The following is a 13,157-nucleotide window of genomic DNA, read 5'->3' as shown; positions in this document are numbered from 1 at the left end:
GGTGACAGCACGCCTGCCTTGCCCCTCGCCGATGACAGGTAGCGTGCAAATCCAGTGACAACTGCCTTGCTGCGCCCGACACAAAAGCACAGGTCGGCGCCTCTCACCGGTGACATCTATCGTGCTTCGGCTCAGCATTGCAGCTGCCGGGGGGCGCGGCGCTTCGCATCCTACGGAAGGGCCGCCACGGTCAGGTCGTACGCGCGGCCCGGCGACGTGCCCACCAGGACAGCCGTGGCGCGGTGGCTGCGTTGACGGCCCGGCCGAACGCCTCCAGCGCGGCCTCCAGGCGCGCGGTGTTCTCCACGTCCGACAGGGCGTTCAGCAGCTGCTCGGTGGCGGTGACGACGGCCGGGTCGGAGGAGCGCATGAGCGGGGCGGCGGCGGTGGCAGCCCGGGTGAGCGGCTCGCGCACGGCGGCCACGGTCTGCTTGCTCGCCACCCGCTCCCGGCTCAGCAGCTCGGCCGCGCGCCCGAAGCCCACGAGCCCGCTCTGCGGGTCGGTGCCGCCGGCGATCCGGGCGCGGGCGGCACCACCGGCAAAGGCGAGCACGGCCAGCAGGAACGTCCGGCCGCGTTCGGCCGGCCCCTCCCACAGCAGCCGGTTGGTGGTGGCCGTGCTCTGCAGTTCCATCACCGCCACCGTCATCGCATCTGCCTGCACGCGCAGGGCGCCGATCTCGGCCTGCTGCTCCTGGCGGTTGCGGGAGCGGTTGGTCAGCCATGCCGCGAGGACGGCAATGAACGCCCCCGAGACGAGCGTGCTGGCCAACTCGATCAACTTGTCCATCCCCACAGGCTGACCGCGCGCTGGCCCCGTCGTCCGGGCGGTTGCGCACCTGACGCACAACCCGCACCCTCCCGTTGCCGATCAAGTGCAGAGGCAGCGGCCGGGGCGCCGTGAGGCCCCGCCCTGCGCTGCTGCGCCGGTGCGGGGCCTCACACGCGTATCCGCGGGGGGTCGGATGTTCATGCACGCGCTGACGTGTCCAACGGTGCCGTCCGGCCAAGGGTCACGGTCCGGCTCTCCTACTCCCCGTCGTCGTCCTTCTGCTGCCGGCGTTCCGCCTGCTCCTTACGCTCCTTGGCCTCGATCGCGTACGCCAGCGCCCTGCGGTGCTCGTTGACGCTGCCGCCTTCACCGCGGCGCTGGGCGATGTCCCCGGCCAGGTAGTCGGCGAACAGACGCACGGGCTTGTGACTGCTGCCCTCGGCGAACTCCAGCAGGTGCAGCAGCGCCTCCAGCTCGCTCCTGCGTACGGGCACGTTGACGATGTCGTCGGCACCGGAGGTCAGCGCCTGGGCGGTGCGGTCGTAGTAGGCCCCGCAGCGGGCTTCGTCGAAGCGCAGCTCGTAGCTCGGATTGCCGTAGTAGAGGCGCCTGTGCACTTGCAGCCGTTCGCACAGGCCGGAGAGGTCCTCAAGGGGCTGACGGTAGAAGGGGCGGTCGTCGCTGCCCGCGGAGTGCGGGTCGAGCTGCACGGCGGAGAGGAAGGCCGCCACTCGGTCGGGCTCGGGGATCAGGCCGGCGCCCAGCCACCGTGCACCGTCGTAGAAGGAGCCGCCGGCGCCCGCCCGGCCCTTGGGCAGGATCCACAGACACCAGCCGGACGTCCCGGACCAGTGCAGCCCAGCCTCAGCGTCCGGAAGGAACCGACGGACGAAGCTCTCGTTGAGGTTGACGCTGCCCTCTACGTCGTTGTGGTGCTTCTCCCGGTCCTCGTCATCGTCGTACCGGCCCCAAGCAGTGACAGAGCTGACGGGCGTCCCCTCAGCCAGCAGCTTCTCGGCGACAGCTGTCATGTAGTGGCCGATGACGTTCTTCAGCGCGCCGGCCAGTTCGGTCTCTGCCATGCGGTCTTCCCTCCCTCGCAGGCCGTCGGTGAGCCCGCCCCCGCCTCAGCAGATGGCGTCACCCCGGTCGGCCGACACTGTGACGCCTCCTTTCTAGCGGCGCCGGGCACCTGACCGGGCAGTTTCCGGCCGCGCAGCGCACGGCGGCTGACCTCGGCCTACGCGTCATGGAGAGGCCCGCCAGCGGGCCGGATCCTCGTCGAGCGAGCACCAGGCGGGCGGCGGTGCGTGGTGTTTCGCTCGTTCGGCGGCGTAACAGCCTGGTGCCCGGTGCGTTGGGCAGCACGCGCGGGTCCCGCTCGCCCCACGACGGGGCCCGCGTCGTGGGCGGCTCCGACTCCGCGCTCGGCGTCGGGGCCGTCTTCGTCCGCAGCCCGTTGGCCGCAGGTGCGCATGCGGTGGCCTGCAGAAGTCAGCTGGCTATGGTCGCTTCGAATCTGGGTGTGTCGTCGGTCGGATAAGCGGGACAGTGCGGGGTACAACGATTGCGGCTCCTGCTGCCAGGAGTCGGAGCATGCCCGGATGGCTGGGCTGTTCCCACGCATGAACGAAGGATCGACAGTATGGCCAGCGGCACCGTGAAGTGGTTCAACAGCGAGAAGGGCTACGGCTTCATCGCGCAGGACGACGGGGGTGCGGACATTTTCGCGCACTACTCCGAAATCAAGGGGAGCGGGTTCCGCGAGCTGACGGAGGGCGAGCACGTCACCTTCGAGGTGGGACAGGGCCAGAAGGGGCCGCAGGCGCAGAACATCGTCCGGCGCTGACCGGGCGAAGCGATGACCACCAGGCGGCTGCCGTCCCGGGCAGCCGCCTTCCGCATTCGCGCCGCCCCGGCTCGGGCAACGGGTGCGCGCGTCAGGCGGGCGAAGAGGAACGTAGCGCGCATAAGACGCTGACCGTGGGTAGATTCGTAGGCACTGTGACGACCCAGCCGCGCAAGCATGACGCGCCGTGGCCGCCCGATCGACAAGCGGGAGACGAGAGCGCCACGGAGCTTCAGCAGCTGCGCACAGAAGTGGCGCAGCTACGTGAGGCGCTGACGTACCGGCCGGTCATAGACCAGGCCCGCGGCATGGTGATGGCGATCGGCCGCTGCACTTCCGGCGAGGCGTGGGAGGTCCTGGTGGCCGTCTCGCAGCACAACAACGTCAAGCTGCGCACCGTGGCCGAGCAGCTGGTCGCCACCACCGCCGGCCACCCGCTGCCCCCACCGATACGCCGCGCCCTCGGACAGATCCTGCGCCGCCGCCGCGGGTGACGGCGGCCAGCAGCCCGGCCTGCCCTCTACGCCGCGTCGGCGTCGGCGTCGCTGTCCTCGCCGCTGCCCGGGAGGCCGAAGTCGAGGGTGTCGGCCGCCTCGAGCCGGGTCTGCTCGGCGACGCGCGCCGCGTCGGCGACGACATCGCCGCGTTCGGCTATCAGCAGGTCGTAGATCGGCGCGGCGCTGGTGACGGTGGCGTCCACGTGGGGTGTCCGTTTCCTCGAGGTCATGGGGCAGCGGGGAAGGCTAGCGGATCAGCCGGCGTTCAGCACCGAGTCGTCCAGAGGGCGGGCACCGGGCAGCTGGTGACGGGCGGCGATCAGGGCCGCGTCGATATCCCGGGTGCCGGTGGAAACGCACAGCGTGTAGGCGACGTCGTCCATGCGCTGGCGCACTTGCGCGCTGTCCGTGTCGGCGGCGCCCACGGCCGCGAGGGCCTCGTACTGGTCGATCAGATCCCGCAGCACCGCGGGGTGGGCCATCAGCATCACAGAACCGTCCTTCCGCACCGGCACACATTTGGCTCAGGGCCGTGCACCCGGATACCCCGGTTTCCCGCCTCGCACTCCCGGCCCGCCACGCAACCGCCCAGGGGCTGGCTTTTGCCGGCAGTCGAGTATGGGCGAAGCCGCCTGGCGGCTGCTCCAGCCCGCCTACGATGCGGTGGTGCGGAACACGAAGGCTTTCAAAGAAGCCGTTGCCCAGACGCTCACCGAGCTGGCCCGCCGGGGCGTGACGTTCGCGCCGGCGACCGTTGAGGACACCATCGAGAAGAACATGACCATGGTGGCCGCGCGGCTCGGCATCCAGGTGCGGTCCGCCTGGCGCTACTTCGACGCGGCCGCCATGGCCGAAGGCCTCGCCCGCAGCCGGTCCTCCTACGAGGAGAGCAGCGGCGAGAAGGGCGTGGGGCAGGCCCCGATGCCGCCGGTCGACAACCCGGAGCTCGCCCTGGTCCTCGCCGGGGTGCCGGACTCCCTGGCCCAGTCCGGCGGCGACCTGTACGCGGTCATCATCAACGTCGCCGTCAACGCCTGGATGGCCGGCCACATCCACGGCGAGGACGGCTGCACCGGCTGCGACGGCAGCCGCGGCCCGGCCGGACACGACTGGGAAGCCAGGATGCGCACCATCACCGAGCTCCAGCCGAACATCACCAAGTGGTTCGACCGCGACGTGTGGACCCGCGCCGTCAACGACGCCGGCTACACCGTCACCCCCCGCTGACCTACGGCTCAGGCGTCGTCGAAACCGTGGTCGAAGCCCTTGAGAACAGGGTCAAGCTCGGCAGCGGCGCCGCACAGCGAACACAGCCGCACCCCCGGCTGCTCGGCCGTGTCCAGCGCCCGGTCCAGCGCTAGCACCGGCGCTCCGGCCGGCGCCTCTTCGCAGTCGACGGCGTGCACGACACCGCCCCGGCCGGGGCCGCGGCCGCCGGCCTTCGCCAGCACCCAGCCAGTGGGCCGCCGCGGCCCCAACGCCTCCTCAACAGGCGAGGGCGGCTTCAGGTACTCGGTGGGCACGGCGTCGTACGAGACGCCGTCCACGGGCCGCACGTGATCAGGGGCGCGCACCCAAACCCGGTACTCGGCAGGCTCCACCGTATCGCCAGGGCCGTTGCGGTAGGCCGGGAGCCCGACCTCGTACCTCCAGCCGTCGGGCACCTGGCGCCGGGACCACAGGCGCGCGACGACCTCCTGGTCCCCGGGCAGCAGCACCCGGATGGGCACCGGCACCGGATCGAGGGCGGAGGACGTCATCACGCCTCCCACCGTACGGACGGACGCAGGGACGCTGGCACCCGGCGCGGCCTGTGCAGACGCGGACCTCCCGGAAGGGGCTGCTGACCTGGTGCATAAGCTCTCGGACATGAGTGAGGAGAGCCTGCACGAGATTCTCGGCGACATCGAGCGGTCGGTCCGTGACTTCACCGGGGCCGAAGCCGTCCTCGCGGAAGCCGAGCAGCGGCGCGACCGCACCCGGCAGGCCGTGCTGGAGCAGGTCGAGCGGCTGCGTGCTGAAGTGGATGCCGTCCACGCCCCGGAGCTGATCGGGGTGCTCAGGCACCTGTACTGGCAGCAGCCTGGGGTCCACGGGCGGCCCCTGGCGGAGGCTGCCGGCCTCCAGCTCCACGACATGCTCGCGGCGATCGGCCCGGCGCCGTCGGGGATCTTCTGTGCCGACTGCGGCACGGAGCTGCTGCGCACCAGCCGCTCGTGGAAACCCCCGGCTCGCTACGGGCCGCCACTGTGCCCCCACTGCCTGTCCCTGGAACGCGACGCACGATCGCGGAAGTGGCGAGTCGAAAGCCTGCGGTCCCGCATCGTCGCTGAGGCCCGGGTGCAGGCGCGAGCCATGGACTGGCGCGCCGCTGCCGAGCTGGTGCTGGCCTTCCCGCCGCTGTCCCAGAAGGTCAGCCGCGGCAGCGCCGTAGACCAGCAGGAAGGCGTCTGGCGCGGCTGGGAGAACGCCCGGGTGATCCGCAACCGTCTGATCGCTTCCGCCGCCGCCGGCGACGACACCGTGGGCGTCGCCGTCGACGAGGCGCAGCTGCTCGTGGAGACCGCGCTGCGGGTCGCCGACTGGGACACGGCCCGCACCCGCGACATCGTCGACCCGATCACCCACGAACCGGCGCTCGCCCTGCTCACCCGTCTGAACCGTGAGGTATGCGCCACCGCTCAGGCCGCTCGGGAGCGCGCGGACGCCGCTTACCCGGACGGCTACGAGCCGACCGAGGACGAAGAGTCCGCGGCGTGGCGCGGCACCGGCGGATAACGAGTGGGATCGGCCATCACCTTGCCGCCACGACCGTCAGGCGGCGTTCAGGGCTGATCGGGCGGGGCGTCCAGCATGTACCAGCCGTGGGCGGCCATGCACTCCTTGGTCCACTCCATCAGCAGGTGCGCGCCCTCCTGGACGCGGCTCTCGTCATGGCCGCCGCCGTCGGCGAACCACTGGGCGAACAGGCCGGCTGCCGGGCGGTCGGGGTCGCCGGTGTCGCAGGCCGGGCACAACTCCAGGTGGATCGGCCGACCGTGTGCGTCGTTCTGCGGCGCCACGCCGCTCATGATGAGGTCGCCGCCGCAGCGTGAACACTGCGGCAGTCGGTCGGCGAACTTGAGCAGTTCCATGGCCAGCCCCCTTGCTCTGGACGTGGCCCCCACCCAAGACCCGCTGACCTGCGCCGTCAACCCCTTCGATGGGCGACGGGGGCCGCCCGGCCGTCGGCCACTGTCCACAGGTCTGCGGCTGTGAGCTGTCCTCATGACTGAGGAAGAGAAGGCGGCGCAGGCGGCCAGGACGCGCGCCAAGCTCATGGAGGGTTTCGCTCGCGCGGAGCGTGCCCTGTTCACCCGGCCCGCGCCGAAATCGCCGCGAGCCCAGATGAAATTCCTTCGCACGCGGGAGAAGGGCTCCACCAAGAGCCTGGCGGAGCGACTGGGCGTCTCCCGCAAGACGGTGCAGCGGTACCTCTCGGGCGCCTCCACCAAGCCGAACAAGCGCCTGAAGGAGGCGCTGGTGCAGGAGACTGAGTCGGAGTGGCAACCACAGGTCAGGGCGCAGGCCAGGCAGCGCGCGGCGTCCTCGGGCGGGCTGGTCATCTCCTGCCGGGCGTACTTCGGCCTCGGTCCGGAGGGCACCTCGGACGCGGGCCGGGTACGGGACATCACGGTCGCCGTCACCCCCTCCCACGCGGCCGCCATCATCGCCGCCCAGGAGGAAGGTGCGACGCAGAGCGATCTGCATGACGCGGTCGCGGAGGCCATCGCGGACGCCTATTTCCGTCAAGGCGGTGGCGGCCGTGCGGGCCTAGAGGTGAAATTCGCGGACGTGGAGTGGCTCAACATCCGCTTTTAGCAGCACAGAATTCCCGGTTGCGATAAACCTGTCCGTGGCCGCCGCGTCCGACGCGCGGCGGTCGGATATCCCGTCCTTTCTCCGTGACGATTGAGAGGCCCGTGTGAGCACCCCTACGCCCCGCTCCGACCGCCGTCCCCGCGTTCCCGCGCCCGGTGCGGCCGCGCCCCGCCAGCCGGTTGACCACGCGAAGGTCGGCCGCCGTGCGGTCCGCCGGCGCGCCACCGGCATGACCGCCACCGAGGCCGCGGCCGCGCTCGAGGACGCCCGGCTGCAGCAGCACATCGACCGGGACCGCGAGGACCTGGCCGACGACGAACGTGGCCCGGCCGAAGTCGCTGAGTGGGAGCGCATCGCGCAGCTGCTCGCCACTACCGGCGGCGTCTACGACCCGAAGGGCGACGCCGTCGTCCAGGACGAGCTCGCCGCCGACCAGCGAGCCGCGGAAGCCGAGCAGCGGCGCCTCCAGGAGCAGCAGCAGCTCGCCGCCCGCGCCGACGAACTCGCCGCGCTCGCCCGAGCCGGCCGACTCGACCGGACCGTGGAGACCCGGCCGGGAGACGAGTCCGCCCGCGAGCTCCTGGTCCACCGGGGCGACTACCACCCCGTGGTCGGCAGCTGGCTGGCGCAGGCCTTCGCCGACCGCTCCGGCCACTACGCCGACCCGGCCACGCGCACGGCCGCCGCCGACTCGCTGCCCGACCGGGTGAGGGCCCACGCCGCCCTGCTCGCCGTGCTCGCCCGCACCGGCGCCCCGGCCGGCACCGGCGAGCTGGAGTTCGCCGGCCGTCTCGCCCAGGCCGACCCGGACGCCACGACCGCGCTCGCCGCCTGGCTCAACCGCGTCCTCGCGCCCGCCAAGCTGACGGAAGCGGGCGCGGGCCAGGACGGCGCGCGGTGAGCGCGGCCGACCACGTGGTGGTCACGTGGGTGCAGTCGACCGGCTGCGGTACCCGATACGAGGATCTGACGGCCGACGGCCAGGTCCACGTCGACTACGCGCCTCCGCTCGGGGAGCCGTACTTCGAGGGCGACGACGATCCGGACTACAACCCGATCTGCTCGTGCCCGCGCGTTCCGAAGCAGTTCTGTCTGGAGTGCGCAGGCTGCGCCGCCTGTGGACAGTGCACCGGTCCGCACGTCTGGCCGCCCCTACGGAGCTGACCACCGACGACACCCCGGTCCAGCGCTCCCGTGGGGCCGTGGGCCGTCGACGCCTGTCACGCTCACGGTGCGTCACGCCGGGGGTGTCACGCGCCCTACGCCGACTGTCACGCCCGCCGGTGCACCACGCGATAGCACCCGCCGAATGTCTGTATTGAACACTTTTTGAGCGCCTGGGGTGCCCCGAATCCCTGCTCCAGGCCCCCGCGGAATCGGCGTGACAGCGTGACACTCGGGCCCGGAGGCCTGGACGGGTCATCACGCTCCGTTCACGCCGATGTCCCGTGCCACTGAGTCTTGACCGTTTGCCACCGAACTCTGACCGACGTCGTCAGCCAGCTCGGAGGGCCTCGTTACGCAGGGCGCGCAGCAGGGTCAACGCGTCCTGGTTGTCCGCGTCGGTGAAGGCGTGGATCGCGAGCAGGATGGATCCGCCGATTCTTTTGGCGGTGACGAGGTCGTCGCCGGCGAGGGCGGCCTGGTGGTGCAGGGAGTCGGTCAGGAGGAAGACGATGCGTGCCATGGGGTCGCCGTTGAGCTCCGCGACGCGCTGGCCGGTCTCGTCGTGGGTCATGGTGGCCTCGATGCCGAACGCGGCAAGCAGGATGCGGTGAAGCGTGTGCTGTCCGTACGCGGCGAGCAGGGCCGCCACCAACGGGCGCTCGTGCGCGCCACCCGCCAGGACCTCCAGGGCGCCGTCGTTGTTCTGGACGACGGCCTCCAGCGCGGCCAGGGCCCGGAGATGGTCGTCGTTGGTCAGCTCGTCATCCATGGCACCGCAGAGTAGGTCGATGCCCGGAGTGCGCGGTGATGCTCGGCGCGAAACCACCCACCAGTGTCTTGGCGGTGGGCTGCCACCGGTCAAAGGCCGGTGGCAAACGGTCAAGATTCAGCGGCACAGGACATCAGTGAAGCTCGGAGGGCCAGCGCCTGAACAGTCAGGGGTGAACAGTCCGACCTGTGTCATCAGCCCCTTGTTTCCCCAGGTCGTCGTGCCCATCTGTGTCACTGTTCAGCTGTGTCATCTGTGTCATCGGGCGGGGTTATGCCCGTACCGTCCCGGAGCGCCCCGCCCCGGCGATACCGTGGTGACACACGCCAGATGACAGCCCAGGAGCCCCGGATGAGCGAGCAGCCGGCCCCCGCGCCCGACCCCGACCGCCAGCCCCTCGATGAGAACGCCGCCGCGTCCGTCCGCGCGTACGCGGCCGACCAGCGTGCGCGAGTCGACGTCCTCGCCTCGGTGCTGGAGGACATCGCGGAGCACGGCTACCCGTCCCCGGAGACGGGCGTGCTGTGGGAGGAAGCCCGCGACGCCCACCTGGAGCGCCTTGCCGGTGAGCAGCCCCGTGTCGCCTGAGCACGCGCCGCGCCGGTCCCAGGTCGTCCTGGTGGAGCCCGCACTGAGCCAGCTGGCGAAGCTCACGGCGGCCGAGACGCACCGCCTGGACCGCGCGATCGTCGCGATCAGCGTCAACCCCGCACTGGGCACCCCGGTGCCCGACACCCTGCTGCGCGACTACGTCGACGACGTCGACGGCGTTCGCGTCATCTACTACGTCACGGCCCTTCGGCAGATCACGATCGTCGCGTACGTTGAGGCGTAGAAGCCTCTCGCGAGCGCCCATGCAGCGCCCCGGGCCACCACTTGGTCCGGGGCGCTGCTGTGTGCAGTGAGGGGCGGTTGGTGGTGATGTCTGGGTGGTTGGGTGCGGGCGGCCGGGATGCCGGAGAGCGATGACATTCCAAGGTCGGCGCCCAGGAGTCGACCTTGTTGCCAGGACTGACCGATGCTCCCCGGCAGGGCACTACGGTGCGGGCATGACGCTCACCTCGCCTTGGCCGGCGGGCCTGCATTTATCGACCGGCTCGGAGTCGGCAGGCGTCTCAATGGCTGCCTCCATGACGCCTCTGCTGGTCGAACGAGTCCTTGCAGCCCAACGGCTCGTCGATCGGAAGTACTGGGGCCGCTGCCGAGGAAGTGGTAAGTACCCCTGCCGGAACGGGACCCTTGATGGGGTCCCTGCCTGCCTACGGCATCTGTCGCCAGAGGAACGGGCGGCTGTAGACGAGCTTCTGAAGGAAGCCCGGCGTCTAGTCGACCGATGGCTTCCTCACCTGGCGCCTGCATGCTGGTTTTGGCCGCTTCCTACAGGCCTTGATCGGTCGGGAAACACCGAGGATCTGCTCTTCGCGTGGCAGCAGGCTCGGTGTGCGATCTGCAGCAGCCCGGGACGGCGGGGGCGGGGGACCGGTTCCGACCTGCTCGTGTTGGACCACGATCACAGGAACGGTCTCGCGCGGGGCTTCTTATGCCACAAATGCAACAAGCGGGAAGGTCTGCAGCGGCCTGGAGAAGACGGCCGCTACGGCAACTACCGATCTCGCCCGCCAGCGGTCCTGCTCGGGTTGTCCACGCCGTACAGCCAAGCGGTGCGGCTGCGGGTGCCGGCACCACGGCATGAATCAACGCCAGCTTTCGAGCCTGGCTTGCCTCGGGCGCTGTGGAAGATCCGCAAGCTGGCGCCTCAGCTGGAGGAGCAGCTGCGTTTGGCAGCCGAGGATCCCAAGAGGCACAAGTACACGGGCGAAGAGATCTGGCGAACACTCCAGATCTTGGTGCCAGTGCTCTTGGCTGCCGTGGAGCGGGCCGATCGGGATCTCCTCCACACCGAGCTACCGGAGCTTGTCAGCTGGCTGAAGCAGTTTCCGCCTTCACCAGCACCACAGTGAAGCGGCGCCACACCGTGGGGTGCGGCGCCGCTGATGTCGTGTCACCCGGCCGGGCGGGCGGCCGGGCGCCGGTCAAGCGCTGCGACGTGTGGGCACGGCGGACAGATGGCGCTGCGGGACGGGGGGAGCCGGGGCGGCCAGGGCACCGGCCTTGATGGCCTCGGTCGCCTCGCGCAGCGCCTCCTCCATCTCCTCCTGGGAGTCGTACCCGGCGAAGTACGGGTGGATGAAGTAGCTGCGGTAGCGGCCCTCGGGCCGCAGGACGATGTTCCGCTCGACCAGGTGGCTCATCGCGATGGACGTGCGGTTCTTGCTGAGCCCCACGCGCGCCCGCAGTTCGGCTTGTGAGGCGTTCACCTCGCCGCCGGGGCGCTGGACCTCCATCATCGCGCTCAGCAGGTCGTAGTCGGCCTTGGAGAGCTCCAGGCGGTGCAGCTGCGCGAACCCGAGGTGAGCTTGGATCAGCATGCCTGCTCCTCCACGTCGTTGTCTCCGAACGCCAGCTGCCGCGTCCGCGGGGCCGGCGCGGCCGGGGCCGTGAACTCCGGGAAGCTCTCGCTCGCCGCCTTCTCCAGCGCCACTACATCTTCCCGCATCTCCGGGAAGTGCTTCCTGAGCGCGGCCCTGGCGTCCTGGCGCAGCTGCTCCAGGGCCTCCTGCTGGAGGTCACCATTGCCCTTGAAGCAGATCAGCGGGTTGACCACGATCAGCGAGTTGGCGCGGCGCTGGATCATATGCCAGTTCTCCAGGCTGCCCAGCGCCCGGGTGACGTTCGCACGCTCGACTCCGAGGTGCCGAGCGACCTTGATGTGGGTGATCTTCAGGCGGCCCTCGACCTGGCGGCCCATGCAGAACAGCAGGACCGCCGACTGCACGGGCGACATCCCGTACCGGGCGATCAGCACGGCCAGGACGTCGGCGAGGAACGCGTTGCTGACCATGCTGTAGCCGCTGCGCCCCCACGCGTCATGGGGAGCCCGGTATGTGTAGTCGACCTTCGCGGACCGCACGGGCCGGCCGGGCTTCGGCGGCGTACGGTCCAGCGCCTGGGCGAAGCTGTCCGCCAGCGGCGACGTCACGGGCTCACCGCGATCCGCCGACCGCCGGCCCCTACTGGTGGAGCGACTCGCGTCCCCGGGCACCCTGGCTCCTGCTGCTCGTTCTCATGTGGTGCCCAGGACCCTAGCCGAGATTGTCCCCGTCCAGAGGGACCTTTGTCCCTGTCGGCGTGGCCCCCTGGTGTCGACGCCGACACACGCCCCTTTACGGGCTGACGGCCGAATGCGGGCCTGACCAGGCCGAACGCATTTTGTACCTCTCCCCGGGGCCAAATCGGGTGCGGCTGTGTCGGAGGAGGCACAAAACCGCAGGTCGATGTGTCAGGGCTAACACATTGCCTCTCGCAAACCCGCAGGTCAGAGCAGCTTTCTGCGCGGTGCCCTTTTATCAGTAAGACGCGCACGCGCGCGCGAGGACCGCCACGACCCTCCCTGCGCTCACCGCCCCGCCCGCTGCCGACGGCTCCGACCACCAATACCCCGCCGTGCGGATCTCTCATCAGCACCCGCACCCGAACGCCACCCGGGCCATTTCTGCTAATCTCCAGCGAACGCACCCATTCGCAGCTCTCGACGTTTCTCGCTCCGGCATTTCGGGGGCATTCATTCACCAATCGCGCGCTCTTCCTCCATGGTTCACCCAATGCGGGTAGGAAGTAATCCGCGCATCACTTTTCCTGGTCAGGGGTGGTGCGGAACCATTCCAGTCTTAAGCTAGCTGCTATCTTTGAAGCACACTCCCGGATCGCTCACCCCCACCCCTCCCGATCTCTGTTCGAGTCGTCACTCGCCCGACTACCTGTCACCCCTCCCCCCTCTGCTGCTGCTCGGGCCGCAGGCCCGTGGGTGGGCCGCGCGGAGCGTGGCGCGCCCCCTGGCACGGCGGGTGACGTGGGGTCAGGCGGTGGGGTGGTGGGTGGCTGGAGCGCAGCGGAGGCCACCGGTCGGCCGGAGGCCGGCCCCGGGCCGCAACGCGGCCCGGCTGCCCTGCTCTTGGCGGTGCGCGCGGAGCGCGTGCCGCCTGGCGGTGAGCGGAGCGAGCCGCATCCGCTCACGCGGAGCGGGAGCGGCCGGGGAGCGAAGCGACCCGGCTCGCTGTGACGGGCGCAGCCCGGAGGGACCCGCTCCGCGCGGTCGGAGGGCATCATGGTGATCGCCCTCGACACCGCGACCGATCCCGCCGACGCGGTCGACGCCACATTCGCCACCGACAACAAGGCCGC

Annotated in this window: 19 protein-coding genes; 10 read left to right on the top strand and 9 right to left on the bottom strand. The window is 70.5% G+C overall.

What is annotated here, in order from left to right:
- Window positions 1–190: 190 nt before the first annotated feature.
- Together ACFW47_RS32925 and ACFW47_RS32920 are read right to left on the bottom strand one after the other, a co-directional pair.
- Window positions 191–790 (bottom strand): hypothetical protein, encoded by a 600-nt coding sequence (locus ACFW47_RS32925; RefSeq protein WP_386308028.1) that lies wholly within the window; start codon window positions 788–790, stop codon window positions 191–193.
- A gap of 239 nt (window positions 791–1,029) precedes the next feature.
- Entirely contained in the window at window positions 1,030–1,854 is an 825-nt protein-coding gene (locus tag ACFW47_RS32920; RefSeq protein ID WP_386308027.1) for a hypothetical protein, read from the bottom strand.
- 563 nt (window positions 1,855–2,417) lie between these two features.
- Here ACFW47_RS32920 and ACFW47_RS32915 point away from each other — a divergent pair.
- Window positions 2,418–2,621 (top strand): cold-shock protein, encoded by a 204-nt coding sequence (locus tag ACFW47_RS32915; protein ID WP_386308026.1) that lies wholly within the window; start codon window positions 2,418–2,420, stop codon window positions 2,619–2,621.
- A gap of 251 nt (window positions 2,622–2,872) precedes the next feature.
- Window positions 2,873–3,115 (top strand): ANTAR domain-containing protein, encoded by a 243-nt coding sequence (locus ACFW47_RS32910; protein ID WP_386308025.1) that lies wholly within the window; start codon window positions 2,873–2,875, stop codon window positions 3,113–3,115.
- Between the two features lie 26 nt (window positions 3,116–3,141).
- Here the strand turns inward: ACFW47_RS32910 and ACFW47_RS32905 are convergent, their stop codons facing one another.
- A complete protein-coding gene (locus ACFW47_RS32905; RefSeq protein ID WP_386308024.1) occupies window positions 3,142–3,348 on the bottom strand; it encodes a hypothetical protein in 207 nt (68 codons plus the stop codon).
- 24 nt (window positions 3,349–3,372) lie between these two features.
- Window positions 3,373–3,606 carry a DUF5133 domain-containing protein gene (locus tag ACFW47_RS32900; protein ID WP_386308023.1) on the bottom strand — a complete coding sequence of 78 codons (234 nt, stop codon included), beginning with the start codon at window positions 3,604–3,606 and terminating at the stop codon, window positions 3,373–3,375.
- 178 nt (window positions 3,607–3,784) lie between these two features.
- Here ACFW47_RS32900 and ACFW47_RS32895 point away from each other — a divergent pair, with 178 nt between their 5' ends.
- Complete coding sequence (locus tag ACFW47_RS32895) at window positions 3,785–4,345, top strand: hypothetical protein (protein ID WP_386308022.1); 561 nt, start codon at window positions 3,785–3,787, stop codon at window positions 4,343–4,345.
- An 8-nt stretch (window positions 4,346–4,353) separates the two neighbouring features.
- Here the strand turns inward: ACFW47_RS32895 and ACFW47_RS32890 are convergent, their stop codons facing one another.
- A complete protein-coding gene (locus ACFW47_RS32890) occupies window positions 4,354–4,878 on the bottom strand; it encodes a DUF6233 domain-containing protein (protein WP_386308087.1) in 525 nt (174 codons plus the stop codon).
- A 109-nt stretch (window positions 4,879–4,987) separates the two neighbouring features.
- Here ACFW47_RS32890 and ACFW47_RS32885 point away from each other — a divergent pair, with 109 nt between their 5' ends.
- Window positions 4,988–5,896 (top strand): hypothetical protein, encoded by a 909-nt coding sequence (locus ACFW47_RS32885; RefSeq protein ID WP_386308021.1) that lies wholly within the window; start codon window positions 4,988–4,990, stop codon window positions 5,894–5,896.
- Between the two features lie 47 nt (window positions 5,897–5,943).
- Here the strand turns inward: ACFW47_RS32885 and ACFW47_RS32880 are convergent, their stop codons facing one another.
- On the bottom strand, window positions 5,944–6,252 hold the full coding sequence (locus tag ACFW47_RS32880; protein WP_205034070.1) for a DUF6300 family protein: 309 nt from the start codon (window positions 6,250–6,252) through the stop codon (window positions 5,944–5,946).
- Between the two features lie 133 nt (window positions 6,253–6,385).
- Here ACFW47_RS32880 and tpg point away from each other — a divergent pair, with 133 nt between their 5' ends.
- The 3 genes from tpg (at window position 6,386) to ACFW47_RS32865 (ending at window position 8,143) form a co-directional block, all read left to right on the top strand.
- Window positions 6,386–6,979 carry a telomere-protecting terminal protein Tpg gene (tpg, locus tag ACFW47_RS32875; protein WP_386308020.1) on the top strand — a complete coding sequence of 198 codons (594 nt, stop codon included), beginning with the start codon at window positions 6,386–6,388 and terminating at the stop codon, window positions 6,977–6,979.
- A 229-nt stretch (window positions 6,980–7,208) separates the two neighbouring features.
- Window positions 7,209–7,880, top strand: coding sequence for a hypothetical protein (locus tag ACFW47_RS32870; protein WP_386308019.1), 672 nt, complete (start codon window positions 7,209–7,211; stop codon window positions 7,878–7,880).
- A complete protein-coding gene (locus tag ACFW47_RS32865) occupies window positions 7,877–8,143 on the top strand; it encodes a hypothetical protein (protein ID WP_386308018.1) in 267 nt (88 codons plus the stop codon). The genes ACFW47_RS32870 and ACFW47_RS32865 overlap by 4 nt, the downstream gene beginning before the upstream one ends.
- Window positions 8,144–8,474: 331 nt before the next feature.
- Here ACFW47_RS32865 and ACFW47_RS32860 read toward each other — a convergent pair whose 3' ends face one another.
- Window positions 8,475–8,915, bottom strand: a complete 441-nt coding sequence (locus tag ACFW47_RS32860) for a hypothetical protein (protein WP_386308017.1) — start codon at window positions 8,913–8,915, stop codon at window positions 8,475–8,477.
- 351 nt (window positions 8,916–9,266) lie between these two features.
- Here ACFW47_RS32860 and ACFW47_RS32855 point away from each other — a divergent pair, with 351 nt between their 5' ends.
- From ACFW47_RS32855 to ACFW47_RS32845, 3 genes are all read left to right on the top strand, one after another.
- Window positions 9,267–9,503 carry a hypothetical protein gene (locus ACFW47_RS32855; protein ID WP_386308016.1) on the top strand — a complete coding sequence of 79 codons (237 nt, stop codon included), beginning with the start codon at window positions 9,267–9,269 and terminating at the stop codon, window positions 9,501–9,503.
- On the top strand, window positions 9,493–9,750 hold the full coding sequence (locus tag ACFW47_RS32850; RefSeq protein ID WP_386308015.1) for a hypothetical protein: 258 nt from the start codon (window positions 9,493–9,495) through the stop codon (window positions 9,748–9,750). Before ACFW47_RS32855 ends, ACFW47_RS32850 begins: the two co-directional genes overlap by 11 nt.
- A 130-nt stretch (window positions 9,751–9,880) precedes the next feature.
- A complete protein-coding gene (locus ACFW47_RS32845; protein WP_386308014.1) occupies window positions 9,881–10,876 on the top strand; it encodes an endonuclease domain-containing protein in 996 nt (331 codons plus the stop codon).
- Window positions 10,877–10,948: 72 nt separating this feature from the next.
- On the opposite strand, the gene ACFW47_RS32840 is transcribed toward ACFW47_RS32845, so the two are convergent.
- Both ACFW47_RS32840 and ACFW47_RS32835 read right to left on the bottom strand, forming a co-directional pair.
- Window positions 10,949–11,344, bottom strand: coding sequence for a hypothetical protein (locus tag ACFW47_RS32840; RefSeq protein WP_386308013.1), 396 nt, complete (start codon window positions 11,342–11,344; stop codon window positions 10,949–10,951).
- Window positions 11,338–11,955: a replication/maintenance protein RepL gene (locus ACFW47_RS32835; RefSeq protein ID WP_386308012.1), complete on the bottom strand. Its 618-nt coding sequence runs from the start codon at window positions 11,953–11,955 to the stop codon at window positions 11,338–11,340. The genes ACFW47_RS32840 and ACFW47_RS32835 overlap by 7 nt, the downstream gene beginning before the upstream one ends.
- Between the last annotated feature and the right edge of the window lie 1,202 nt (window positions 11,956–13,157).

Origin of the sequence: Streptomyces sp. NPDC058796 (assembly GCF_042745235.1) — a bacterium.
Lineage (GTDB): Bacteria > Actinomycetota > Actinomycetes > Streptomycetales > Streptomycetaceae > Streptomyces.
Note: the sequence above shows the minus strand (reverse complement) of the source record. Positions and strands in the feature narration are given on the sequence as shown.